This window comes from Giesbergeria giesbergeri, assembly GCF_054779375.1.
Map to the genome: position 1 here is coordinate 32227 of NZ_BAAGYJ010000013.1, position 24956 is coordinate 57182.

Genomic DNA, 24956 nt, shown 5'->3' on the forward strand with positions numbered 1-24956 from the left:
CAAAAAATCAAAAACCTGTGACTTTTACGCAAAAATCCAATGCAGTATGGACAAGCTCAAAGCCTTTGAATCTTTTGTCTCGGTCGCCACCCGTGGCAGCCTGACGGCAGCAGCCCGTGCCGAAGGTGTCGCCCCAGCCATCATGGGGCGCAGGTTGGACGCGCTAGAGGCGCATTTGGGTGTCAAGTTGTTGGTACGCACCACCCGCCGCCTGAGCCTGACTACGGAGGGCAGTGCCTTTTTGGAAGATTGCCAGCGCCTATTGGCCGAAGTGGCCCATGCCGAGGCCAGTGTGTCTGCCGGTGGCATTCAGGCCAGCGGGCATTTGCGCATCACAGCACCGGCAGGCTTTGGCCGCCGCCATGTAGCGCCACTGGTGCCGCGCTTTCATGCCGAGCACCCAGAGGTGCGCATTTCGTTGAATTTGAGCGACCGCGTGGTAGATCTGGCTGCTGAAGGCTTTGACTGTGCTGTGCGTGTGGGGGATTTGCCCGATTCTTCTTTGGTCAGTGTGCGCATTGCCGACAACCGGCGGTTGTGTGTGGCGGCACCTTCTTATCTGGAACGCCGGGGAACCCCCCAACACCCCAGCGAATTGGCCGGGCATGATTGCTTAGTTCTCTCCAGTGGTGCCTCGCAAACGCGAGGTTGGGCCTTTCGTCTGCCTGCTGAAGAAGGTGGAGCACAGGTGGTGCATGTGCGCCCTGCTGGCCCGTTGGATTGTTCTGACGGACAGGTGCTCTATGACTGGTGCTTGGCCGGTTATGGCATTGCTTGGCGCAGCACTTGGGAGGTGCAGGCCGAAATTGCCTCCGGCCAGTTGTTGCCAGTGCTAGAGGGTTTTGCAGCGCCGCCCAATGGTATTTATGCTGTGTTTCCACATGCCAAGCATTTGCCTTTGCGGGTGCGCTTGTGGATTGACTACCTCAAGCACCATTACAGCCAGCCAAGTTTTTGGCAGACTGGTGTGGGGCGTTTGTTTTCCTGATCTGCACAAAGGTATCCGCCATGACCCTCGAAGCCTTGCTGGCCAGTTTGCATTTGTTGGCCGTTCTGACCTTGGTGGTTTTTTTATCGAGTCAGGCCGCCTTGTGTCGGGCAGAGTGGCTCAATGCTGCGGTAATTGAACGCTTGGTGCGCCTAGACCAAATTTGCCGTGTGGTCATGTTGGCGGTGTTGGTGACGGGCTTGGTGCGGGTGTTTTGGGGCATCAAGGGGCAATCGTGGTACGCCAGCCAACCGCTGCTGCACCTGAAGGGCACCTTGTGGGTGGCTGTATGGCTGCTGTCGGTGCCTTCAGCACGGGCGTTTCGGCGTTGGCGCGGGCAGTGGCAACAGTGCAGTGTCTTGCCCCCGGCAGCCGAAATACAAAAGGCCCGCTGGTGGGTGATGGTGCAAGCACATCTGCTGCCCATCGTCGCTGTGTTGGCCGTGTTTTGGGCGCGTGGCTGGTAACAGATTTGGCACCAATGGGGTAAAAATATCAATTTCGATACCTTGATTCGGTCAAAATCCTCTCTTTTTGTATCGTTTATATCAAATAATCGTGGGTTAATAAGGGTAACTACGTAATGTTGATGACAGGGAGTCCGTAGACCATCGGGCGCCCATGTGCCCAGATGTTGTTGAAGGGCCGGGCTAGTGCAGACCCTTCAAAGACCCCCATGAATCGATTTCATATTTCTACCCGCCTGACCTTGTTGGTGGCTGTGCTGGCCTCTTTGCTGGTATTGATTGGCAGTATTGGCCTGTTGGGCATGACCAAGAACAATCAGGCGCTCGATACGGTCTATAAAGACCGTGCGGTGCCGCTAAGCCAGTTGGGTGCGATTCAGTATCTGATGATTCGCAACAGAATGCTGATTGCCAATGCCTTGGTGGTGCAGACCCCCGAGTCTGTGCAGCAAAATGCCCAAGAGATACAGCAAAACATCGACCGGATCTCGGCCATCTGGAAAGATTACATGCAGACGTATCTGACGCCAGAAGAAACCCAGATTGCCAGCCGCTTTGCCCAAGCTCGCCAGAAGTTTGTGCAAGAGGGATTGCTGCCCTCTATGGCGGCGCTGCGCAGTGCAGACTTTGACACTGCCAAACGGATTGCGCTGGAGCAGAACGTGCCGTTGTTCAATGCGGCGCAGCAACAGTCCGATGCACTGATCCGTTTGCAAGTGGACGAGGTGAAAAAAGAATATGACGCAGGCACCGCCCGTTTTCACACCATCCGGGCGGTGTCGGTGGTTTCCATTGTGTTGGGGCTGGCATTTGCTCTGTGGTTTGGTTGGTCATTGATGCGCGGCATTACGGTGCCATTGCAACAGGCCGTGCAGATTGCCGAAGCCGTGGCCCAAGGTAATTTGGGTCAGCGTATCCAAAGTGAAGGCCAAGACGAAATTGCTGCGTTAATGCAGTCTTTGGCCCGTATGCAGGCCCGTTTGGCAGCAGTAGTGACCCATGTGCGTCAAGGATCAGAAAGTATCTCTCTGGCCAGTGCCGAAATTGCCCAAGGCAACCAAGATTTGTCTGCCCGCACCGAGGCCCAAGCCACTGCGCTTGAAGAGACGGCCAGCTCTATGGAGCACCTGCGCTCCACGGTTCAGCAAAATGCTGACAGCGCCCAACAGGCCAACCAACTGGCCGTCAATGCCAGTGCCGTGGCCGTACAAGGTGGCGAGGTGGTGGCCCAGGTGGTAGACACCATGAAGGGCATCAACGAGTCTTCACGCAAGATATCCGACATCATTGGCGTGATTGATGGTATTGCTTTTCAGACCAACATCTTGGCGCTCAATGCAGCGGTAGAGGCGGCTCGTGCTGGAGAGCAGGGCCGTGGCTTTGCGGTGGTGGCGAGCGAGGTGCGCAGTCTGGCCGGGCGTTCTGCCGAGGCGGCCAAAGAAATCAAAGCCCTGATCCATGCCAGCGTGAACCGGGTGGAGCAAGGTGCAGAGTTGGTGGATCAGGCCGGCACCACCATGACCCAGGTGGTTGGCAGCATCCGCCACGCTACATCGCTCATGGGTGAGATCAGTACCGCCAGCCATGAGCAGGCAGCCGGAGTGGCCCAGGTAGGAGCGGCTGTGGCGCAAATAGACCAAGTAACGCAACAGAATGCTTCGTTGGTGGAAGAGATGGCCGCCGCCGCCCGTGGTTTGGAGGCTCAGGCGCAGTCTTTGGTGCAAGTGGTGGCCGTCTTTAGGATCTGAAGCCAATTGACTGTGGGGGGCGTACCGAGCGCCCCCGTAAAATCACCCCATGCTCTCTGCCAAACAAGAATTGCTGGCCGCTCTGGCGGCTGAACTGGAAAAACTCTCCCCCGGTGCGGGCGTCAAAGCTGCCTTTGAATCGCCCAAGATGGCGGCACACGGTGATTTTGCCTGCACGGCGGCCATGCAGCTGGCCAAGCCGCTCAAGCAAAACCCGCGCGCGTTGGGCGAACAGCTCAAAGCAGCGTTGGAGGCCACCGCTGCTTTCCAACGCTGGGTGGTGGCGATTGAAATTGCTGGCCCCGGCTTTTTGAACATCCGCCTGCACCCCAGCGCCAAGCAGCAAGTGGTGCAAGAAGTGCTGGCCCAAGGGCCAGAGTTTGGCTACCAGCCCACACGTGGCGAAAAAATCTTGGTCGAGTTTGTTTCGGCCAACCCTACTGGCCCGTTGCATGTGGGGCATGGCCGCCAAGCCGCTTTGGGCGATGCCATTTGCAACCTATACGCCAGCCAAGGTTGGAGCGTACACCGCGAGTTTTATTACAACGATGCGGGCGTGCAAATTGACACCCTGACCAAAAGCACCCAACTGCGGGCCAAGGGTTTTAAACCGGGGGATGACTGCTGGCCCACTGACCCGGATAACCCCGCCGCCAAGAATTTCTACAACGGCGACTACATCGCCGACATTGCCCAGGCTTTCTTGCGCCAAGAAACCGTCAAGGCCGATGACCGTGAGTTCACAGCCAATGGCGATGTGCAAGACTACGACAACATCCGCCAATTTGCCGTAGCCTACCTGCGCAACGAGCAAGACAAAGACTTGCAAGCCTTTCAGCTGCGCTTTGACGAGTATTACCTCGAATCGAGCCTCTACACCAACGGCCATGTCGAGGCCACGGTGCAGCGCCTGATTGCCAATGGCAAAACCTATGAGCAAGAGGGTGCGCTGTGGCTTAAATCGACCGATTACGGCGACGACAAAGACCGCGTCATGCGCAAGCAAGACGGCAACTACACCTACTTTGTGCCCGATGTGGCCTACCACATCCAAAAATTCAAGCGCGGGTTTGTCAAGGTGGTCAACATCCAAGGCACCGACCACCACGGCACGATTGCCCGTGTGCGGGCCGGTTTACAGGCCGCCGATGTGGGCATTCCACAAGGCTACCCCGACTATGTGCTGCACACCATGGTGCGTGTGGTCAAGGGTGGTGAAGAGGTCAAAATCAGCAAGCGTGCCGGTAGTTATGTGACGCTGCGCGACCTGATTGAATGGACGAGCAAAGACGCAGTGCGCTTCTTTTTGCTGAGCCGCAAGCCCGATACCGAATACACCTTTGATGTGGATTTGGCCGTGGCACAAAACAACGACAACCCGGTCTATTACGTGCAGTATGCCCATGCACGCATTTGCTCGGTGTTGCGGGCATGGCAAGAGCAAGGCGGGGCGGGGGTGGCTGCCCTGCGCAACGTCGATTTGTCGGCGTTGCAAGGCCCACAAGCCCAAGCCTTGATGCTGCTGTTGGCCAAATACCCCGAAATGCTCACGGCAGCGGCGGCAGACAACGCGCCACACGACGTCACCTTCTATCTGCGTGAGCTGGCCGCCAGCTACCACAGCTACTATGACGCCGAGCGCATTTTGGTGGAAGACGAAGCCGTGAAGCTGGCCCGGTTGGCGCTGGTGGCGGCCACCGCCCAAGTGCTGGCCAATGGCTTGGCGGTATTAGGTGTTTCGGCCCCTGATCGTATGTAAATTCGGCACAAAAGCATGGCCATGAAACAACAGCAACAAGGCGGCACCATTCTGGGCTTTATTTTGGGCCTGGTGGTGGGTCTGGGGGCCGCTTTTGCGGTGGCCGTCTATGTCACCAAAGTGCCGGTGCCTTTTTTGAACAAAGGCGCGGTTCGGGGCACTGAACAAGACGCCGCCGAAAATGAGAAAAATAAAGACTGGGATCCAAACGCCCCACTTTACGGCAAGAATCCGGCCCGTCCAGCCGTGGTGGAGTCTGCGCCTGTGGTGGCACCGCCATCGGCCGCCGAGCCTGTGGCCAAACCCAGTGCGACCGAGTCTAAGCCCACCCCTGAGGGGGCAGCCGATTCCAAGACGGCCCCCAAGCCCGAGACTAAAGCCGACAGTAAGGCCGAGGCTAAGCCCGATGCCAAGGCCAACACCAGTGCCAGTGCCGACCCGTTGGGCGACTTGGCCAAGAGCAGAGCCAACGCCACGGCCAACGCCACCAGCACGGCAGATGACGCTTTTACCTACTTCCTCCAGACAGGGGCATTTGGCAGCCAAACTGATGCAGAAGCACAGCGCGCCAAGCTGGCCATGATGGGCTGGGAGGCTCGCGTCAGTGAGCGTGAACAGAATGGCCGCACGGTGTTTCGCGTACGGGTGGGCCCATTTGGCAAACGTGGTGATGCAGAGCAGCTCAAAGAAAAATTGGATGGTGCTGGCGTGGATTCGGCCTTGGTGCGTGTGCAACGCTGAACTTTTGTAGGCAGATACTGCTCAGACCCTCCACCGCAATAAGGAGTACCTTTTGATGAAACGCCGTGATTTTTCCCTGACTGCTGCCCTGGCGCTGGCTGCACCTTTGCTGCCGCTGTCGGCCCAAGCGCAGGGGGCTGCGCCCAAAGAAGGCAAGGATTACAACAAACTGGCCAAACCAGTGGCTTCTGATGTACCTGCAGGCAAGGTGGAGGTGTTGGAGTTCTTCTGGTACAGCTGCGGTCATTGCCACACCTTTGAACCCATGTTTCATAACTGGATCAAGGCAGCGCCAGCCAATTTGGTGGTGCGCCGCGTGCCGGTGGCCTTCAATGCCAGCTTTGTGCCAGCGCAAAAGTTGTATTACACCTTGGAAGGCCTGGGCAAAGTCGAGGCTCTGCATGCCCGTGCGTTTCGCGCCATTCATGTGGAAAAGCAGAAGCTGGCCAAGGACGACGACATCATGGCCTGGGCTGCCAAGCAGCCCGAATTGGACATGGCCAAATTCAAAGAGATGTACCAGTCCTTCAGCGTGGCTAACCAAGTGCGCCGCGCCACGCAATTGCAAGAAGCCTATGGGGTTGAAGGCACGCCATCTATGGGGGTGGCAGGCCGCTACTACACCGATGGCACGATGGCCGGTGGCTTGCAAGCCATGTTGCAGGTGGTCAACCACCTGACAACGGTCAAGGGTTGAGCCATCCCCCTTTCGTCTGCAACCACGGCCCGCTTTGGCGGGCTTTTTTGTGGCTGGCAGGCATCGCTACAATCGCCGCAAGATTCGTGCCTTTTTTGATGAACCGCCTCTTCACGCTCCCCCTGCTCGCCTGTTTGGCTGCTGCCCCGTTCACGCTGGCGCACGCTGAAAAGGCCGACCGCCATCAGCCCATGAACATTGAGGCCGATGCCCTGCGCCATGACGAATTGCAGCAAACCAGCGTGTTTACGGGCCGTGTGGTTCTGACCAAAGGTACCATCGTGCTGCGGGGTGAGCGTCTGGAAGTGCGCCAAGATGCCGATGGTTATCAGTCTGGTACCGTCACGGCGGCAGCAGGCCAACGGGCGTTCTTCCGACAAAAGCGTGATACCGCACCCGGCGCCCCTGAAGAATTTGTCGAGGGCGAAGGCGAACGCATTGAATACAACGGCCACAACGACACCGTGCGCCTATTGCGCCGTGCCGAGTTGCGCCGTTACCAAGGGGCCAAGTTACAAGATGAACTCACGGGGGCGGTGATCGTTTACAACAACCTGACGGATGTGTTCAGTGTGGATGGTCAGCAGCGCAGCCCTGAGGGGGCGTCAGCAACGTCGGGCGGACGTGTGCGTGCCATACTGGCTCCAAAGGCGACTACAGCTCCGGCCTCTCCTGTGGCACCTGCTTCTGCTCTGCCTTTGCGCCCCAGTTCTGCACTGGGTACTGACAAGCCATGAGTGCCGCACCCGCGCATGCCACCACCGAGGCAGCTACGGATAGCCGATTGGAGGTGCTGCATTTAGCCAAGTCTTATGGCAGCCGCCAGGTGGTCAAGGACGTATCGCTGGTTGTGCAAAAAGGCGAGGTAGTCGGTCTGCTGGGCCCCAATGGTGCAGGCAAGACCACTTCGTTTTATATGATCGTTGGTTTGTTGCCCAGCGATGGGGGTGATATTCGCATTGATGGGCAGTCGGTGGTGCGTATGCCTATCCATAAGCGTTCACGTCTGGGGTTGTCTTACCTACCGCAGGAAGCGTCTATCTTTCGCAAACTCACGGTACAAGAAAACGTGCGTGCCGTACTGGAGTTGCAACAAAATGCCGCGGGTCAGTCTTTGAGCAAGGCCGAAGTTGAGCAGCGTTTGCAGTCTTTGTTGGAAGAGCTGCGTGTCGACCATCTGCGAGACTCTCCTGCGCTTGCATTGTCTGGCGGCGAGCGGCGCCGGGTCGAGATTGCCCGTGCCTTGGCCACGCAGCCGCGTTTTATCCTGTTGGATGAGCCTTTTGCAGGCATCGACCCGATTGCCGTGATTGAAATTCAGCGCATCATCGGTTTTTTGAAAGCGCGCGGCATTGGCGTGCTCATTACCGACCACAACGTGCGCGAAACGCTGGGCATTTGTGACCACGCCTGCATCATCAGTGATGGTCGGGTGTTGGCACAGGGGACGCCTTCCGAGATTGTCAACAACGCCGAGGTGCGTCGGGTGTACCTGGGCGAACATTTCCGTATGTGAGCCGATGAAACCTGGCCTGTCTCTGCGTGTATCGCAGCACCTGACCCTGACGCCGCAGTTGCAGCAGTCTATTCGGCTGTTGCAGCTCTCGACGTTGGAGTTGGGCCAGGAAGTCGAGCAGATGCTGGCGGACAACCCCTTTTTGGAGCGCAACCCCGACGAAGCCTCGCGCGAGGAGTTTGGTTTGGCGCAGGCCGACACGCCCCCGCCAGAGGAGCCATATGCCGACTGGGCAGCCCCTGTGAGCAGCACCAGCAGTGCAGACAGCAGTCAGGCCACATTGACAGAGGCAGAGCAGGGCAACAGTGACAGCAGCAGCACCGAAGTGCTGGACTGGGAGGGCGATGGCAGTGTGGACATGGCCCCGGACGATAGTGAATGGGGTGGCGATGCCCCGGCCTGCAGCCGTGGCACTGACGAAGAAATGGATGTCAGTGCCACAGATTTGGCACATGGTCATGAATCACTGGCGGCATTCTTGCACCGACAAACGGTGGGTTTGCGCTTGTCTCCAGAGGATAAAGCCGCACTGTATTTTCTGATCGAATCACTCAACGAAGACGGTTATCTGGAGGATTCGCTGGAATCTTTGGCTCAAGGGTTGGCGGGTGAAGAGCACAGCGATGACATAGAGGAGCTGCTGCACCATTTCACGGTGGCCTTGCACTTGCTGCAAACGCTGGAGCCAACTGGTGTGGGGGCTCGCCACTTGGCTGAATGCTTGACACTGCAACTGGCAGCATTGGCCGCACATCCTGCGCCTGCCATCCCGCCTGAGACCATTGCATTGGCGCTGCGCATTTGCCAGCAGCCGCTGGAAGGGCTGGCCCGCCGCGATGTGCGCCGCTTGGCCCAAACCTGTGGGGCCACCGAGGAGCAAACCCGTGCAGCAATGGCCTTGATTGCCCGGCTGGAGCCGCGTCCGGGGCGGCCCTTTATCTCGGTAGAGCGCAACGCCATCATCCCAGACGTGCTGGTGCGCCGCATGGGGCATGGTCAGGCGGGGCACCAGTTCAGTGTGCAACTCAACCCCGAAGTGATGCCACGCCTGCGCATCCACGACATTTATGCGGGTGCCTTGCGTGGCCGTCGCCAAGACGAAGGCCATCAGGCTTTGCAACAGCGTTTACAAGAGGCCCGCTGGTTTATCAAAAACATTCAGCAGCGGTTTGACACTATCTTGCGGGTGTCACAAGCCATTGTGGAGCGCCAAAAGAATTTCTTTGTGCATGGCGAGTTGGCCATGCGTCCGCTGGTGCTGCGCGACATTGCCGACGAGCTGGGCCTGCACGAGTCCACAATCTCGCGGGTGACCACAGCCAAATACATGGCTACCCCCCAGGGTACTTACGAGCTGAAATACTTTTTTGGCTCGGGCTTGGGCACTGACAGTGGTGGCAATGCCTCCAGCACGGCTGTGCGCGCGTTGATCAAGCAGTTTATTGCTGCCGAGAACCCCGCCAAGCCCTTGTCGGACAACCAATTGGCTGAAATGCTCAAAGAGCAGGGCATTGAGTGTGCCCGTCGCACGGTGGCTAAATACCGTGAAGGATTAAAAATCCCCACGGCCACGCTGCGCAAAACGCTGTAGCGAGGCGGTGGGGGTTAATCGTTGGCGTCGGCCTGCAGTTCGGGAAACAGCACTTCGGTAAAGCCGAGCTGGCGCAAATCAGACATCCGTTGCGGATACAGGGTGCCTATCAGGTGGTCACACTCATGTTGCACCACTCTGGCGTGAAAGCCTTCGGCGATGCGCTCTATGGGCTGGCCCAGCACGTCCATGCCGGTGTAACGGATGCGGCTCCAGCGGGGCACCCGGCCCCGCAGCCCTGGCACCGACAGGCAGCCCTCCCAGTCCTCGGCTTGGGCGGCATCCAGCGGGGTAATCACGGGGTTGATCAACACAGTGGGGGGCACCAAGGGGCGATCTGGGTAACGCGGATTGGGCAAGTGCGAGCCAAAGACCACCACCTGCAAATGGACGCCAATTTGTGGCGCTGCCAACCCGGCACCATTGGCCGCCTGCATGGTGTCGTGCAAGTCCGTTACCAACTGGTGCAGCACTGGGGTGTTGAAGGCCGTAACAGGCTGGGCCGTGCGCCACAGGCGCGGGTCGCCCATTTTCAAGATGGTGTGGATGGTCATGGTCGATGCCGGTATGGGCTGTTAGCGTAGCAAGGCTGCAGGGCGTGCAGCCCGTGCTGCGGGTGTTGTGGCGTGCTGGTGATCGAGCTTGAACTCTGCCACCACATCGGCCAATTGTGTGGCTTGCTGTTGCAGGGCGTGGGCTGCCGCTGTGGCTTGTTCTACCAAGGCCGCATTTTGTTGTGTGCCTTGGTCCATCTGGTTGATAGAGGTACCAATGGCAGCAATGCCGCTGCTTTGTTCTTGGCTGGCGTGGCTGATTTCGGCGACGAGGGTGGTCATGCGGCGCACGCTGTCTACCACTTGTTCAATGGTGGTGCCTGCATCACGCACCAACTGACTGCCCGCATTGACTTGGGTAACGGAGTCATCAATCAGTGCCTTGATTTCTTTGGCCGCTGTGGCGCTGCGTTGGGCCAAAGTGCGCACTTCAGAAGCCACTACGGCAAAGCCCCGGCCTTGCTCGCCAGCCCGGGCTGCTTCCACGGCGGCATTCAATGCCAAGATGTTGGTTTGGAAAGCGATGGCATCGATTACGCCAATGATGTCCACAATCTTGCGGGCAGAGTTTTCTATGCCCCCCATCGTTTGCACCACCTGCCCCACCACTGTGCCGCCACGGGTGGCTACCTGCGAGGTTTCGGTGGCCAGCAGATTGGCCTGGCGGGCATTCTCGGCGTTTTGCAGTACGGTGGCGGTGAGCTCCTCCATGGCCGCAGCGGTCTGCCCCAGTGAGGAGGCTTGCTGTTCGGTGCGGGAGGACAGGTCTTGGTTGCCGCTGGCAATTTCTCGGGTGGCTTGGCGCACCGACTCGGAGGATTGGCGGATGCGCACCAAGACCCCAGCAATTTTGCCGACAAAGTCGTTGAAGGCTTGGGCAATGTGCGTCAGTTCGTCGTTGCCTTGGGTGTCGAGGCGGCGTGTTAGATCACCTTCTCCTGAGGCGATATCGGCCAGTGCATCGCGCACTACGGCCAGTCGGCGCAATTGGTGGCTCACTGCGATGGACACCAGCACCACCGCGACCACGATACAGAGCAGGGTGATGCTGGCAGCCACCTGCAGCAGGTTGCGCACGCTGGCAGTGGCTTGTGCGCGGTCAATGGCGACCGCCAGCAACCAAGGGGTGCCCTCGACTTTGGCTGCATAGAGCAGTCGGTCGGTGCCATCGATGGCCATGCCAGCGCGACCGCCTTGGTCGGCCAATTGGCGCAGCAGTGTCATGTCCAGTTGGGGCGCAATGGTAGAGATGGGTTTGAGGGCGTATTCTGCTTTGGCATGGGCCAAGAACTTGCCCTCACCATCCACCAAGAAGGCAAAGCTTTGCGACATGGGGCGGATGGCGCTGACTTTTTGTGCAATGGTGTCCAAGTGCATATCGGTGCCGACCACCGCAATGGGTTGGCCTCGTGGGCCTACCGGCTCGACAAAACTGATGGTGAGCTTGCCCGTACTGACATCCACATAGGCGGGGGTCAGGGCTGGCCCGCCCACCTGGACTGCCTGTTGATACCACGGGCGGCCCGTGCCGCTATAGCCCTCTGGCATGGGGTGCGTAAAGATGGCCCGGTTGTCGGCATAGACAAAATAGGCATCATCAAAGGCACCTGCTTGCTTGGCGGCCTCCAATAAGGGCACTGGCTCTGGTTTGCCCACCGCCAGTTTGAGGGCGCTGGTGATGCGTTGTTTCTCTTTGACCCATTCGGTCAATTCATTGGCATGGTTGCGTGTCAACTGGCCCATGCGCTCGTCCATTGCGTCAAGGGTGTTGTTGCGCACGACAACAAAAGTGGCCAAAGCCAATGCAAACAGTGCCGCCACGGTAATGGCAACGCAAATCCCGATCAGTCGGACTCGTAGGGTATGGAGCATAGAAGCCTCTGGACGGGTATGAGTGATGCGAGAAGAAGTAAGAGACCGTGTTATCGGTGACAGAACGTCAGAAATCAATAGGTGTTTGCTGCTTGGTGAATTCTGAGCTAAAGCGCATGGCTTAGCAGAGAGTGGCTGCGTTGTGCGACCATCGCGCTTTGTTTTTGCTCAGGAGTGGCGTCACATGGCCCGCGTTGTTTTTGAACTGCCATCGCAGTTCACTTTTTCTACCGAACTGCCCATTTACATCGGCCATATCAACCACGGCCAGCACTTGGACAACGCCCAGTTGCTGGCGCTGGTGGGCGAGGCCCGCACCCGCTTTTTTACTTCGTTGGGCTATACCGACCGCGATGCCGAAGGGCTGGCGCTGGTGGTGGGTGATGTGGTGGTGCAATACCAGTCTGAAGCCCTGTATGGCGAGACCTTGCGCATCGAGATGGCCCCGGCAGATTTCAACAAATACGGCTTTGATTTGGTGTTTCGTATCACCGAAGCCAGCCAAGGCCGTGCCGTCGCCAAGGGCAAGCAAGGGCTGGTGTTTACCGACCCACAAGACCACAAAGTGCGTGTGCTGCCTGCGGCTTTGCTAGCCAAGTTGGGGCAAGCATGAACCAACTGCAAATTTTTCTGCCCTGTGCGGCGGGCGTTGAGGGTTTTTTGGCCGATGAGGTACACCAACTCACCGGCCTGACCGGCCACGACCTGCTCACAGGCCGGGGCGGCGTGTTGCTGCGCGCCTCTTGGCGTGATGCACTGCTGCTCAACCTGCATTGCCGCCTGGCACAGCGCGTGTTGGTGCAATTGGCGCACCGTCCGTACCGCTCTGAAAACGATTTGTACGAGATGGCCTCCAGCGTGGCTTGGGAGATTTGGTTCACGCCACGCCAGAGTTTCAAAATCGAGGTGACGGCCCAACACAGCCCCCTGACCAGCCTGAACTTTGCTGCCTTGCGCATCAAAGATGCGGTGGCTGACCGCTTTCGCGCCAAAACGGGTGTGCGCCCCGATGTGAATACCCAATGGCCCGATGTGCGTATCCACCTGCACCTGACCACCGACCAAGCCACCGTTTATATCGATACCTCGGGCGAGCCGTTGTTCAAACGTGGCTGGCGCGAAGACAAAGGCGATGCGCCGTTGAAAGAAACTTTGGCCGCCGCCATGATTGCCGCCACCGGCTGGAACCCAGAGGGCGAGACCCCCTTGCCCCTGTATGACCCCTGCTGCGGCAGTGGCACGGTGCTGATCGAGGCTGCCCAAATCGCCTGCCGCATTGCCCCCGGTATGCGCCGCCGCTTTGCCTTTGAAAAACTCCTGCCCTTCCAAGCCCATGTTTGGAACGCCCTGAAGAACGAAGCCGCTAGTGCCGAACAAGCCAGCCCAGTGCCCATTTTTGGCAGCGATGTCTCGCACCGTATGGTCGATTTTGCCCAGCGCAATGCCGAGCGGGCAGGCGTGGCCGCTGCCGTGCAATTGCGCGGTGGCGATGCCTTGCAGCGGATGCCCCCCTGCGCACAGCCCGGCCTGATGTTGCTCAACCCCCCCTATGGCGAACGGATTGCCGCCGCTGGCAGTGCCGGGCGCAATGCCCACGACCGGGCCGCTGAACGCGCTGGGGGGGCGGCTGTGGGCCGCGAAGTGGCACAGACGGAAGATGGCGGCGAGTTTTTCCTGCAACTGGCTGCCCATTGGAAGAAAAACTATACCGGCTGGCAAGCATGGATGCTCACCCCCGACCTGAAACTGCCCGGCAAAATGCGCCTGAAAGAATCGCGCCGCGTGCCCATGTGGAACGGCCCGATTGAATGCCGCCTGTTCCGCTTTGATTTGGTGCAAGGCTCGACCAAGCCACGCCGCCAGCCGGTTGCAGCAGCAGGGGCACCCCAGCATGCGGGTTGAACTGCGTTGGCCTTTGGTGGTGGAGGGCACAGCAGCACCGCTACCGCGCGCCTTGGTGCTCGACACCAATATCGTGCTCGATCTGTTGGTATTCAACGATCCGGCCATGATCCCGGTGCGCCAGTGCTTGCGAGAGGGCAGTCTGCGCTGGGTGGCTACCCGTCCTATGCACGATGAACTGGAGCGCGTGTTGGCCTATCCGCAAATTGCCAAGCGGGTGGCGTTTTATGACCTCACGCAGGCACAGGTGCTACAAGCCTATGCACAGCAGGTGCAATGGCAGGAGGTGCCAGCCCGTGTGCCAGCGGTGTGCAAAGACCCCGACGACCAGAAGTTCATCGATTTGGCCGCTACCTGTCAAGCGGTGCTGTTGAGCAAAGACAAAGCCGTGCTGTGTATGCGCAAACGGCTGCTATTGCGCCACGATGCCCATGTTGCCACCACACTGGTGGTTGCCCCGATGGTGGCGCCATGAGCGGTGGCCGCAGACTACACTTTCCTGATTCTCTACCCTGCGATTGCAGTACCCCAAGGATTTTTGATGAACAGCCCTATTTCTGCCCAGCCCGCTGAACCCCCTGCAGCCCGTGGCCTGACCCCTGACGAACTCGACGAGCTAGATGCTTTGCTGGAGGATTTGCGCACCCGTGCCGAAGAAATCCCGCAATGGGAGTTTTGTGATGGCTTTCTGACGGCGCTGGTGTGTAGCCGCCGTCTGATTGGCCCGAATGAATACTTGCCCATGCTGTTGGGTGATGGCGAGGTGCTGGAGGTGGCCCCAGACCAGCCCTTGCCGCAGTTGCCAGTCTTTGCCAACGCAGAGCAACAGGCCCGTTTTCTGGAGTTGTTTGGCCGGCGCTGGCAGGCCGTGCAGGAATCGCTGGATTTGCCAGTGGAGCAGCGCACCGAAGATAACGCCTTTCACCCCGAAGTGGAAGATGTGCGTGCCGTGGTGGCCAGCCTGCCCGAGGCAGAGCGTGCCGAGATTGAGGCCCACGATATTCCCTCGTTGGGCCAAGTGTGGGCCTTGGGTTTTATGTTTGCGGTAGAAAATTGGCCCGAGGAGTGGGCTGCACCGCGCGACAAAGAGGCTGCACAGTGGCTCAACGACGCTTTGGATGGCATCGTTGCCCTGACCGAGGACGACACAGGCAAACCCAGTGTGAACCTGTACGATGAGAACGGCCCTGCCACCATCAGTGATCGGCGTTTGGATGACTTCAGTGATGCGTTGGCTGCGGTGTATGACCTGCGCCAGCTGTGGCAAAGCATGGGGCCACGGGTGGAGAGCGTTCGCAAAGCCCCCGAGCCAGGCCGCAATGATCCTTGCACCTGTGGCAGCGGCAAGAAATACAAGAAGTGCTGTGGCGCTTGAGCCACTGCCGCTGCGCAGCCGCTGAGGCTCAGAGTTTGCGCAGGCGCTGGACGTCGATCTCTATCGATGTCCAGTGCTTGTCCACCTCGCCCGAGATTTCTACCTTGTCTTGTGGTGACACGCTCTGGCCGCTCCAGTGGCGCGCATCAATTTCTACCTCTATGGTGCCGGTGGCGTCACGAAAGAGGTAGTTCTCTCCCCCCAGGTGGCGCTCAATCTGGCCGCGCAAGGTCACTGGGGTATCGTCGGCCAAAGACTTGGTGTGCTCTGCCGTGACCACGGTGGCGGGGCCAGTAAAACCGCCTGCAGCGGTTTGGGCCAATGCGCTGGCACACAAAAGCAGGGTAGCGGTCAAGGTGGCAAGGGTCTTGGCGGGCATGGTAAGGTTCCTGTGAATGCTGTCGATAGCCGCATTGTGTGGGCCTTGTCTGATCGCCGCATTAACGGTGTGGTGGCCCGTTGTGGTCAGCCCATCGGAGGCCGGGGCCGATTTTTGTTGAAAAGAAAAAGGTGCGCTGTACGCGCGCCGGATAAATCGCATGACGATTCCTGTATTAGGCCGCTGGCGCTCTGAATGGGCGCCTACTGGCATTACGCGCGAGTTGCTGGCTGGGGCTGTAGCCACCTTTGCCTTGATTCCTGAGGTCATTGCCTTCTCGTTTGTGGCGGGGGTCGATCCGTCTGTAGGCTTATTTGCCTCTTTTGTCATTAGCATCGTCATCGCCTTTGCTGGGGGCCGCCCGGCGATGGTGTCAGCCGCAGCAGGATCGGTGGCACTGGTGGCCGCACCGTTGATGCAGTCGCATGGCCTAGGCTATTTGTTGGCCGCTGGGTTGCTGGCTGGGTTGGTGCAAGTGTTGTTTGGCTTGCTGCGGTTGGGCGTGCTGATGCGCTTTGTCTCCAGCTCGGTGCGGACGGGTTTTGTCAATGCGCTGGCGGTGTTGATTTTTGCTGCACAGTGGCCGCATTTGGGCGGTGCCAATGCTGCCACGCTGGCTATGTTGGCATTGGGCCTGCTGCTGATTTATGGCCTGCCCCGTTGCGGGGCACTGTTGGGCTGGCGGGCCTTGACGGCCATTCCGCCGCCTTTGGTGTGCGTGTTATTGCTCACACTGTTGTCCAGCCTGTTGGGCTTGCCCTTGGCAACCGTGGCCGATTTGGGCCAGTTGCCCGAAGCCCTGCCATTGTGGGCGTTTCCTGAGGTGCCTTGGGACTGGCAAACCTTGCGCATCATTGCCTTGCCTGCTTTGGCGATAGCCTTTGTGGGTCTGCTCGAATCGGTGCTCACGGCTGCTGTGGTGGATGAGTTGACCGACACCCCTAGCAACAAAAATCGAGAATGCACCGGCTTGGGGCTGGCCAACATCGCCGCCAGTTGTTTTGGCGGCATTGCCGGGTGCGGCATGATTGGTCAAGCCGTGGGCAACGTCAAGTATGGTGGGCGTGGGCGCCTCTCTACCTTGTTTGCGGGTGTGTTTTTGTTGATTTTGATGGTGCTGCTCAAGCCTTGGGTGTCGCAGGTGCCGGTGATTGCACTGGTCGCCATCATGGTGATGGTGTCGGTAGAAACGTTCGACTGGAAGTCTTTGCGCACGCTGTGGCACCATCCACGCCTGTCCAGTGCGGTGATGCTAGCGACGGTGGTGGTCACTATTGCCACACACAATTTGGCCGCTGGCGTTACGGTGGGTGTGGTGCTCAGTGGGGTGTTCTTTGCCTTTAAGGTGTCGCGGATGTTGCAAGTGCACAGCACAGACGATGCCACCACGGGCCTGCGCACTTGGCGGGTAACGGGGCAAGTGTTCTTTGCCTCTGCTGATGCGTTTGTTGAGGCGTTTGATGTGCGCAGTGCCGAGCAGCGCCCAGTGTGCATTGATGTCTCGCAAGCCCATTTTTGGGACATCACCTCGGTGGCGGCACTGGATAAGGTGATTGCACGCCTGCGCCACCACGGTTGCACCGTCCATGTGGTTGGTTTGAACGAGGCCAGTGCCGTGCTGATCGATCTGCAACGTCCCGAGCGCCCAGACTCCCACACCGCCCCTTGAGCCAAACGGTCTCAGTGCAGCCCTGTGGGCGTGGTGGCAGTGTGAGAGACGAGGCGATAGATGGTGGGCTGTTCGGTCACCAGCGTTCCTGTAATACCATGCAGCGATTCGGAGTGCCCCACAATCAGGTGTCCATCGCGTTTGAGGTAGGGCAGCAGGTTGGCAATGACTTTTTGTTTGGTCTCGTGGTTGAAATAGATCAGCACATTGCGCAGAAAAATCACATCAAAACTGCCAGGCACATGCTGTGGCTCTAGCAGGTTGCAGTACATGAACTGGGTGCGCTCGCGCAATTGGCGGCAGATCAGCAACATGCCCTGCTGATCCATGATGCCCTTGAGACAGTATCTTTTCAGCAACGCCTTGGGGATGCCGCTGGTGCGCTCGAGCGAATACAGCCCCCGGCGGGCAGCCGATAGCACCTTGGTGCTGATGTCCGTGCCCACAATCTCCCAGGCTTGCGTGCCCAAAGTGTCGGCCAGTACCATGGCCACGCTGTAGGCCTCCTCGCCGCTGGAGGAGGCAGCACTCCAGACACGAAACGTGCCCCGCGCCCCGCAGCGCGCAGCCTTGGCACGTAGAAAATCAAAATGCTGTGGTTCCCGGAAAAAATAGGTCTCGTTGGTGGTGATCAGATTCACCATTGTCTGGCGCTCTTGGGCTTGGGCCGCTTGGCTCAGGTGCTGAAAATAGTCACCAAAGCTGTGCAGTCCCAATGCACGCAGCCGCTTGGCCAAGCGCCCAACCAGCAAGACCTTTTTGGCCTCGGACAGGCTGATACCTGCCATATCGAAAATCAGCTTTTGGAACTGAGAGAACTCCCGGCTGGAGATGGAGTCCTCACCATACAGCAGAAAGTCTCCCATAGCATGGCCTTACTCAGATCGAAGTGCCGAACGCACGGCAATTTCTTGCAGTGACAAGATGCGGTCTATATCAATCAACACCACAAATTGTTGGTTGATGTTGGCCATGCCCCTGATGAAATCGGTGCGCAAACGGGTGCCAAACTCGGGCGCTGGCTCAATGGCTTGGGGAGGAATTTCCAGTACCTCTGAGACAGCATCCACCACCATGCCCATTTTGTGCTGGCTGGCACTGTCTGAGGTGTTGTCATCGCTAGCGGTTTCTACAATCACAATGCAGGTGCGCTTGCTCACCGGGTGGGGGGTGCGCCCAAAGCGCACGGCCAAGTCCACCACAGGCACCACGCTGCCACGCAAATTGATCACCCCCCGAATCAACGAGGGCACCAGTGGAACCTCGGTCAGTGCGTGGTACTCGATGATTTCCCGAATCGCCAGAATGCTCATCGCAAACATCTCCGCCCCCAGATGGAAGGTGAGGTACTGCTGCGGGTCGGTGCCCGCAGCGAGTACGGCATCCTGGGCCAGTGCGGACGAAGATGCAAGGCTTGGCAGTGTCTGGCTGGTCATGGCCGCCTCCGCTGGGGTGGACTAAAAACGCACGAAATGCGATTCGTCGGGACTGCTGGTGTCTGCCAAAGCGTTCGACCGGGCCGAGGCAATGTGGGCCACGGCTGTGCGTTGTGCGCTGGCAGTGCCGGGTTTCTTGCCCGCCTTCCATGCGGTGGGCTTGGGGGTGATGGAGGAGTGCCCGCCCACTTGGAAGAAAGACATGATTTCTTGCAGGTTGATGGCTTGCGTTGACATCTCTTCTGCCGTGGCGGCCAGTTCTTCGGAGGCGCTGGCGTTTTGCTGTGTGATCTGGCTCAACTGGCTCATGGCCGTGTTGATCTGGTTCACACCCACGGTTTGCTCTTGGGATGCTGCGGTGATCTCCTGCACCACATCGGCTGTCTTTTGCGTAGCGGGCACGATCTCATCGAGCAATTTGCCAGCCTTTTCGGCCATGCCCACGCTATTGACAGCCAGTTGGCCGATTTCTTGTGCCGCCACTTGGCTGCGTTCGGCCAGCTTGCGCACCTCTGCGGCCACCACGGCAAAGCCCTTGCCATGCTCGCCCGCCCGTGCTGCCTCAATGGCCGCGTTCAGGGCCAGCAGGTTGGTTTGGTAGGCAATGTCGTCGATGATGCCGATCTTTTTGGCAATTTGCTTCATGGCCACCACGGTGTCGTTGACTGCCCGGCCCCCTTCAGCCGCTTTGGTGCTGCCTTCGGCAGACATGCTGTCTGCAATCTTGGCGTTGTCGGTGTTTTGTTGGATGGAAGATGCCATCTCATTGATGGAGGCGGAGGTCTCTTCTACAGAGGCGGCTTGCTCACTGGCAGCCTGTGACAGGGCTTGCGATGTGGAGGACACTTGGACGGTGGCAGAGGCCAAGGTTTCTGCCGTGGTGTTGACCTCGGTGATGGTTTGTGCCAGCTTGGTCACCATGTTGTTGACACTGTCTTGGACGTTCTTGATCTCGCCTTTGTAGTGCCCTTGCACTGTTCGGGTCAGGTCGCCACGCTCCATGTCGCCAATCACGGCAATCACCTTGTCGATGGGTTCAGTGATGCCGTCCAAGGTTTGGTTGATGCCATCCACCAGCTTCTTGAAATCTCCTTGGTGTTTGCTGGCATCGGCACGCACATGCAAGCGCCCATCGGCACCCGATTGAATCAAGACATTGGTATCGTTCAGTACGGCCTGAATCGACTGTGTCATGCCTTGCATAGCGGCCAGCAGGCTGGTGCTGTCACCGTGCCTGAGCGCGATCTTGCTGCTCAAATCACCCACCGCAATGCGGTTGGCGATGTGGGCGGCCTCGTCAGGCTCGCCACCGAGCTGGCGCAGCACGGAGCGGGTGACCACCCAACTGATCATGCCCACCGTGAGCAGCGTCAGAGCGGCAATCAGCAGTGAGAGGGTCAGGGCACGCTCTTTGGTGGCTACAGCATCGGCAATGCCTTTCTTGCCCATCGTGACGTTGTAGCCAAAGTGCTCTTCCAGGGCACTTTCGAGCCGTGTGCCGATCAGACCGGCCTGCATCGTGAAGGCCTTGGCTTTTTCGATGCCTTCTGGGCCATTGTGAACTTCTTGGGTAACGTTGAGCAGCAACGGCTCATACTCTGCATAGATTTTGCTCACTTGCAGAAAGAGGGACTTGTCTTTCTCATCGGCAATGGTCTTTTCGTAATCCTTGAGCCCTTGCAGAATGCCTTCACGGTCTTTGCGGATGTTGTTCTCCAACTCCATCCGATCGGACTCTTTGTTAACGATGATGAGCCGGTTGGCACTGACTCGTAAATTGAGAAAATGCTTTTGCACATCTGCCAAGATGACCAATGCTGGCACGGTGTTGTCGCTGGTGAAGTTGGCTGCCTCGAAGACGCGATCCATATTGTGCTGAGCCATGGCGGTCAGCATCGCAATGCCAATCAGTGCCGATCCAGCCAGCAGGCCCATCTTTTTGGTGATGGTGAATTTCATTGTGGAACACCTTTTCCTTGTGCAATGGGCAAAGAATAACTGTGATTCTGTATGGCAAATCGTTGGGTGCTCAGGTGCTACTCCGATATTGGTGGGCATCCCGGTGGGTGACATAGCGCACCAGACTGGGCACGTCCATGATCAATGCCACGCGGCCCGAACCCAGAATGGTGAAGCCACTGATGCCAGCAATTCCTTGAAAAACGGCTCCTAGTGGGCGGATCACGGTTTGGTGTTCACCTTGCAAGGTGTCTACCACCAGCCCCGCCCGGTGGCCTGCATAGCTGACCACTACCACGTTTTCTCGCACCACGGGTTGCAACAAAAAGGCCAGTTCTGGGTCTGTCGTGGCGGTGTTGGCCTCCTCGTGCGCTGGTGCTGGTGCTGGCGCATCGGCTATGGCAAACAATTCTTTGAGTCGGATAAAGGGCAAGACTTCGCCACGCAGGTTGAGTTGGTCGCGGCCTTGGGCGGCCTGCATCTCTTGGGCAGTGAGTTCGACACATTCTTCCAGCATGTCCAGCGGAATGACGAAGGAGGAGTGACCCACTCCCACCAAAAAACCGTCGATGATGGCCAGGGTCAAGGGCAGGCGAATGCGGATGGTGGTGCCTACGCCCTCGGTGCTCTCGATTTCGGTGCTTCCGCGCAGGGCCATGATGTTGCGGCGCACGACATCCATGCCCACACCCCGCCCCGACAGGTTGTTGATTTTTTCGGCGGTAGAAAACCCCGGCTCAAAAATGAGGTTGTGAATTTCACTGTCGGACAGTGGCTGTTCGGGCTTGACCAGCCCCCGCTCAATGGCCTTGGCCAAGATGCGCTCTTTGGGCAGCCCTCCGCCGTCGTCAGAGACCTCAATCACGATGCTGCCCGAATCGTGGTAGGCGTGCAGTCGCAAGGTGCCCTGGGCTGGTTTGCCTCTGGCCAAGCGCACTTCGGCTGGTTCAATGCCGTGGTCCATCGAGTTGCGCACCAGATGGGTGAGGGGGTCGCTGATTTTTTCGACCACGGTTTTGTCCAGCTCGGTCTCGGCCCCACTGACTTCTAGTGCGATGTCTTTGCCGATTTCTTTAGAGACATCGCGCACCACACGCTGAAACTTGTTAAAGGTGGCACCAATTTGCACCATGCGCAGTTGCAAGGCCGAATCGCGCACCTCCTCCACCAAGCGGTTCATCACGGAGGCGGCCTCCAGCAGCTCGGGTGCGCCGCTTTTGAAGGCACATAGGCTAATGCTGGCGCTGGCAATGATGAGCTCTCCGACCAGGTTGATGTGCTCGTCCAGAGTTTGTGCATTGACGCGGATCAGCCCTGCATCTGTGCTTTTGTTTTCTTTGGGCCGTGGTGGCGCTGTGATGGCCGTGCTGGTGCTGCTGGCAGGCGCTGGGGCCGGTGCCGCTACCGGGGCCGCAGTGGGTGGGGGTGGGGTTTCGGGGCGGTGCAAGAAGGCTTGGGCCTCGGCACGGGTGAGGCTGGCACATTGCACGAGGCATTCGCTTTGTCGCAACAGGTCTGCGGGCGAGTCATCATGGCCGGTAAAGTAATCGGGCAGTGGGCTGTGCGGGGGCAGGATGCGAATTTGGGCCTCGTCACGCACAAATTCGAAGACGTTTTCAATCGCGGCCTGTTCTGCCTGGCTGTCATAGCAGATTTCGAACCCAAGGTAGCAGTCCTCTGGGTTCATGTCGTCGGCGGCAGGAATGGCGTCGCTCAGGGTGACGATGTGAATGATTTGGCCCAAAGTGCCCAAATATTGCAGAAAGGCCACCGGGTCCATGCCATTGCGCAACACATCGCGGCCAAAGCGCAGGGAGATATGCCAATGGCTGGTGGTAGCGTAGTCTCCCACTGTGGCATCAGGTGCGGGGCTGGCGTGGGTCAAAGTAGCCATCGGTGCCGGTGCAGAAGACGCCTCTGGTGGTGCAGTGGCTTGGGCGTGGTGGCTGTTTTGGTCGCTGGCCTTGAGCTGCTCTACCAAGGCTTGGCTGTGTTGGTGGATTTCGGAGCTGGGGGGTTGGTTGCTGGCGACTAAATCAATCAGGGTGCCGATATGGTCACAGACTTCTAACAGCAAAGCCACCAATTCTCGGCTGATGGGCAACTCGCCAGCACGCACCTTGTCGAGTACGTTTTCGGCATGGTGGGTGAAGGCCACCAGATGGTCGATTCCAAACAACCCTGCCGAACCTTTAATGGTGTGCGCTGCCCGGAAAATTGCATTGATCAAATCGTTGTCACCGGGGGTCTGCTCAATGCGCAGCAGCGCCTCCTCCATGTTTTCCAGCAGTTCACGGCTTTCGCCGATGAAGGTTTGGAGAGCGTCGTCCAGATTCATGTGCAACGTCCCTCAAAGTGGATGGGTCGGTTTATGTTACTGCACGTATCCGTGTCAGGCCAGATGCAGGAATCCATAGACAATAGCTATTGTCTATAAAAACCACGTTGGCTGTAGCCACAGTGCAGGACATGATCCATGCTATGAATTGTGTGCAGTGCTGAATATCCGTTACTTGCTGATTTGCGCTTCAGTGGATACTGATTCATCATCAGGTAATACTGAGCTGGTAAGGAGCCTATATCTTGAAAGGGAGTAGCAGGATGCACCCTGTCCATGTCGTTCTGACCGATGATCACCAGCTTGTGCGCAGCGGTTTGCGCCAGCTTTTGCTGGAAGCGGGCAATATCGTTGTGGTGGCAGAGGCCGCAGATGGTCAAGAACTACTGGAGTTGTTGCCGGGTTGCACCGTAGATGTGTTGGTGTTGGATTTGTCCATGCCCGGCTTGAGTGGTGTGGAGTTGCTCAAGCGGTTGCAACTGTTTTATCCGCAGTTGCCGGTGTTGGTGCTGTCGATGCATGCCGACCCCGATGTGGTGGCCCGTGTGTTGCGTGCTGGGGCGGCGGGGTATCTGAGCAAGAATTGCGCCCCTGCGGTGCTGGTGGAGGCCGTTCATAAAATTGCGGCCAAGGGGCACTTTATTGATCCGGCACTGGTCGATGCGGTGGTGTTCCGCTATGGCGGCAAGATGGAGGCTGAGAGCGCACCAGGACGGCTGTCGCCACGGGAGTTGCAAGTGCTCGAGCGCATTGCCGCCGGTCTGTCGCTGGGGGAGATTGCCCAAGAGTTGCACCTGAGCCCCAAGACGGTGAGCACCCACAAGATGCACTTGATGAAAAAGCTAGACTTGCGCAATAGCGTTGATTTGCTCAAATATGCGGTGCGCCACGGTATGACAGTGAGCTAAGTGCTGCTGCATCACGCGGCGGTGGCCTGCACCAAGGTCTGCAGCACATGCAGTGCGTGGGCCACGGTGGCTGCGCGCACATCGTGGCGCTCACCAAGAAACTGTTGCCGCTGGCTGTGGGTGCGTCCGGCAACACACCATGCAAACCAGACGGTGCCGACTGGCTTGTCGGCACTGCCGCCGCTGGGGCCAGCCACGCCGGTGACGGCCAAGCTGACTTGGGCGCTAGAGTGGGCCAATGCCCCCTCGGCCATGGCCCGTGCAACGGCCTCACTGACAGCGCCGTGGGTGGCGAGCACATCGGCGGGCACGTCCAGCAGTTCTGTTTTGGCCGCATTGGAGTAGCTGACCCAGCCGCGCTCAAACCAGAGACTAGAGCCTGCCAGATCGGTGCAGGCTGCGGCAATCAAGCCGCCCGTGCAACTCTCGGCGGTGGCCAGTGTCCACTGGCGGGCCTGCAATGCCGTGGCGATGGAGGCCAGCACATGGGCCAGTGTGCTGGCATCGGTGCCTGTGAAGGTGGGAAGGGTCATGTAAAAAAGCGCCAAAGCGCGATCACGAGCAAAGTGCAAAAGGCGGCGACAAAGTCATCGAACAGAATGCCCCAGCCCCCGCGCCAGCCAAAGCCCTTGAAGAGCCGGTCGGCCCAAGCCACTGGGCCGGGTTTGACGGCGTCAAAAAAGCGAAACAGCACAAAGGCGGTGAACTGGCCCCAAAAACCCATGGGCATGGCGAGCCAGAGCACCAGCCAAAAAGCCACCACCTCGTCCCAAACGATGGCACCGGGGTCGGCTACGCGCAAGGCCCGCGCCGTGACGGTGCATGCCCACCATCCCCCCAGCGTTGCCAACACAATCAGCAGCCCCATGCGCAGCGGATCGAGCCAGTGTTGCAATAGCAAGAAAGACAGCCATGCCCACGCCGTGCCTACGGTGCCGGGGGCGGTGCGGGCCAAGCCAGCACCACAGCCCAAAGCAATAAAGTGGGCCGGATGCACCAGCAGGAAACGGGTGGTCAGGGCCACAGGAGGGGCATCGTATTGCACGGGCATAGAGTG

At 58.7% G+C, this 24956-nt stretch carries 24 protein-coding genes; 15 read left to right on the forward strand and 9 right to left on the reverse strand.

The features are described from left to right. Positions 1 to 46 precede the first annotated feature (46 nt). From ACYVB2_RS14885 to ACYVB2_RS14925, 9 genes are all read left to right on the forward strand, one after another. Positions 47 to 988 carry a LysR family transcriptional regulator gene (locus ACYVB2_RS14885; RefSeq protein WP_382434644.1) on the forward strand — a complete coding sequence of 314 codons (942 nt, stop codon included), beginning with the start codon at positions 47 to 49 and terminating at the stop codon, positions 986 to 988. Between the two features lie 20 nt (positions 989 to 1008). After that, positions 1009 to 1455, forward strand: a complete 447-nt coding sequence (locus tag ACYVB2_RS14890; RefSeq protein WP_382434646.1) for a DUF2214 family protein — start codon at positions 1009 to 1011, stop codon at positions 1453 to 1455. A gap of 209 nt (positions 1456 to 1664) precedes the next feature. After that, entirely contained in the window at positions 1665 to 3203 is a 1539-nt protein-coding gene (locus ACYVB2_RS14895; RefSeq protein ID WP_382434648.1) for a methyl-accepting chemotaxis protein, read from the forward strand. Between the two features lie 49 nt (positions 3204 to 3252). Then, positions 3253 to 4962 carry an arginine--tRNA ligase gene (gene argS / locus ACYVB2_RS14900; protein ID WP_382434650.1) on the forward strand — a complete coding sequence of 570 codons (1710 nt, stop codon included), beginning with the start codon at positions 3253 to 3255 and terminating at the stop codon, positions 4960 to 4962. 21 nt (positions 4963 to 4983) lie between these two features. After that, on the forward strand, positions 4984 to 5703 hold the full coding sequence (locus ACYVB2_RS14905) for an SPOR domain-containing protein (protein ID WP_382434653.1): 720 nt from the start codon (positions 4984 to 4986) through the stop codon (positions 5701 to 5703). Between the two features lie 55 nt (positions 5704 to 5758). After that, complete coding sequence (locus ACYVB2_RS14910) at positions 5759 to 6400, forward strand: thiol:disulfide interchange protein DsbA/DsbL (protein WP_382434655.1); 642 nt, start codon at positions 5759 to 5761, stop codon at positions 6398 to 6400. Between the two features lie 98 nt (positions 6401 to 6498). Continuing rightward, a complete protein-coding gene (gene lptA / locus ACYVB2_RS14915; RefSeq protein ID WP_382434657.1) occupies positions 6499 to 7137 on the forward strand; it encodes a lipopolysaccharide transport periplasmic protein LptA in 639 nt (212 codons plus the stop codon). Next, a complete protein-coding gene (lptB, locus tag ACYVB2_RS14920; RefSeq protein WP_382434659.1) occupies positions 7134 to 7916 on the forward strand; it encodes an LPS export ABC transporter ATP-binding protein in 783 nt (260 codons plus the stop codon). Before lptA ends, lptB begins: the two co-directional genes overlap by 4 nt. 4 nt (positions 7917 to 7920) lie before the next feature. After that, positions 7921 to 9507 (forward strand): RNA polymerase factor sigma-54, encoded by a 1587-nt coding sequence (locus tag ACYVB2_RS14925; RefSeq protein WP_460537174.1) that lies wholly within the window; start codon positions 7921 to 7923, stop codon positions 9505 to 9507. A gap of 14 nt (positions 9508 to 9521) precedes the next feature. On the opposite strand, the gene def is transcribed toward ACYVB2_RS14925, so the two are convergent. Both def and ACYVB2_RS14935 read right to left on the reverse strand, forming a co-directional pair. Continuing rightward, complete coding sequence (gene def, locus ACYVB2_RS14930) at positions 9522 to 10061, reverse strand: peptide deformylase (protein ID WP_382434663.1); 540 nt, start codon at positions 10059 to 10061, stop codon at positions 9522 to 9524. Positions 10062 to 10082: 21 nt separating this feature from the next. Further along, the gene (locus tag ACYVB2_RS14935) at positions 10083 to 11933 is read right to left on the reverse strand and encodes a methyl-accepting chemotaxis protein (RefSeq protein ID WP_382434665.1); all 1851 of its coding nucleotides are present in this window, start codon (positions 11931 to 11933) and stop codon (positions 10083 to 10085) included. A gap of 184 nt (positions 11934 to 12117) precedes the next feature. Here ACYVB2_RS14935 and ACYVB2_RS14940 point away from each other — a divergent pair, with 184 nt between their 5' ends. From ACYVB2_RS14940 to ACYVB2_RS14955, 4 genes are all read left to right on the forward strand, one after another. Further along, positions 12118 to 12546: an acyl-CoA thioesterase gene (locus tag ACYVB2_RS14940; protein WP_382434667.1), complete on the forward strand. Its 429-nt coding sequence runs from the start codon at positions 12118 to 12120 to the stop codon at positions 12544 to 12546. Next, positions 12543 to 13835: a THUMP domain-containing class I SAM-dependent RNA methyltransferase gene (locus ACYVB2_RS14945; RefSeq protein WP_382434669.1), complete on the forward strand. Its 1293-nt coding sequence runs from the start codon at positions 12543 to 12545 to the stop codon at positions 13833 to 13835. Before ACYVB2_RS14940 ends, ACYVB2_RS14945 begins: the two co-directional genes overlap by 4 nt. After that, positions 13825 to 14310 carry a putative toxin-antitoxin system toxin component, PIN family gene (locus ACYVB2_RS14950; protein WP_382434672.1) on the forward strand — a complete coding sequence of 162 codons (486 nt, stop codon included), beginning with the start codon at positions 13825 to 13827 and terminating at the stop codon, positions 14308 to 14310. Before ACYVB2_RS14945 ends, ACYVB2_RS14950 begins: the two co-directional genes overlap by 11 nt. Positions 14311 to 14376: 66 nt before the next feature. After that, entirely contained in the window at positions 14377 to 15210 is an 834-nt protein-coding gene (locus ACYVB2_RS14955; RefSeq protein WP_382434676.1) for a UPF0149 family protein, read from the forward strand. A gap of 28 nt (positions 15211 to 15238) precedes the next feature. Here the strand turns inward: ACYVB2_RS14955 and ACYVB2_RS14960 are convergent, their stop codons facing one another. Next, entirely contained in the window at positions 15239 to 15589 is a 351-nt protein-coding gene (locus ACYVB2_RS14960; protein ID WP_382434678.1) for a NirD/YgiW/YdeI family stress tolerance protein, read from the reverse strand. A 160-nt stretch (positions 15590 to 15749) separates the two neighbouring features. Between ACYVB2_RS14960 and ACYVB2_RS14965 the strand changes: the two genes are divergently transcribed. Next, positions 15750 to 17258, forward strand: coding sequence for a SulP family inorganic anion transporter (locus ACYVB2_RS14965; protein ID WP_382434680.1), 1509 nt, complete (start codon positions 15750 to 15752; stop codon positions 17256 to 17258). An 11-nt stretch (positions 17259 to 17269) separates the two neighbouring features. Here ACYVB2_RS14965 and ACYVB2_RS14970 read toward each other — a convergent pair whose 3' ends face one another. The 4 genes from ACYVB2_RS14970 to ACYVB2_RS14985 form a co-directional block, all read right to left on the reverse strand. Beyond that, positions 17270 to 18124, reverse strand: coding sequence for a CheR family methyltransferase (locus ACYVB2_RS14970; protein WP_382434682.1), 855 nt, complete (start codon positions 18122 to 18124; stop codon positions 17270 to 17272). Between the two features lie 9 nt (positions 18125 to 18133). Continuing rightward, positions 18134 to 18694 carry a chemotaxis protein CheW gene (locus ACYVB2_RS14975; protein ID WP_382434684.1) on the reverse strand — a complete coding sequence of 187 codons (561 nt, stop codon included), beginning with the start codon at positions 18692 to 18694 and terminating at the stop codon, positions 18134 to 18136. Between the two features lie 21 nt (positions 18695 to 18715). Next, the gene (locus tag ACYVB2_RS14980) at positions 18716 to 20653 is read right to left on the reverse strand and encodes a HAMP domain-containing methyl-accepting chemotaxis protein (RefSeq protein WP_382434687.1); all 1938 of its coding nucleotides are present in this window, start codon (positions 20651 to 20653) and stop codon (positions 18716 to 18718) included. A gap of 70 nt (positions 20654 to 20723) precedes the next feature. Continuing rightward, entirely contained in the window at positions 20724 to 22991 is a 2268-nt protein-coding gene (locus ACYVB2_RS14985; protein ID WP_382434690.1) for a chemotaxis protein CheA, read from the reverse strand. A gap of 263 nt (positions 22992 to 23254) precedes the next feature. On the opposite strand from ACYVB2_RS14985, the gene ACYVB2_RS14990 reads away from it, so the two are divergent. After that, positions 23255 to 23899: a response regulator gene (locus ACYVB2_RS14990; protein WP_382434694.1), complete on the forward strand. Its 645-nt coding sequence runs from the start codon at positions 23255 to 23257 to the stop codon at positions 23897 to 23899. Between the two features lie 11 nt (positions 23900 to 23910). Here ACYVB2_RS14990 and ACYVB2_RS14995 read toward each other — a convergent pair whose 3' ends face one another. Together ACYVB2_RS14995 and ACYVB2_RS15000 are read right to left on the reverse strand one after the other, a co-directional pair. Beyond that, positions 23911 to 24432 (reverse strand): CinA family protein, encoded by a 522-nt coding sequence (locus ACYVB2_RS14995; protein ID WP_382434697.1) that lies wholly within the window; start codon positions 24430 to 24432, stop codon positions 23911 to 23913. Further along, on the reverse strand, positions 24429 to 24950 hold the full coding sequence (locus tag ACYVB2_RS15000) for a phosphatidylglycerophosphatase A family protein (protein ID WP_382434699.1): 522 nt from the start codon (positions 24948 to 24950) through the stop codon (positions 24429 to 24431). Before ACYVB2_RS15000 ends, ACYVB2_RS14995 begins: the two co-directional genes overlap by 4 nt. Positions 24951 to 24956: the final 6 nt, after the last annotated feature.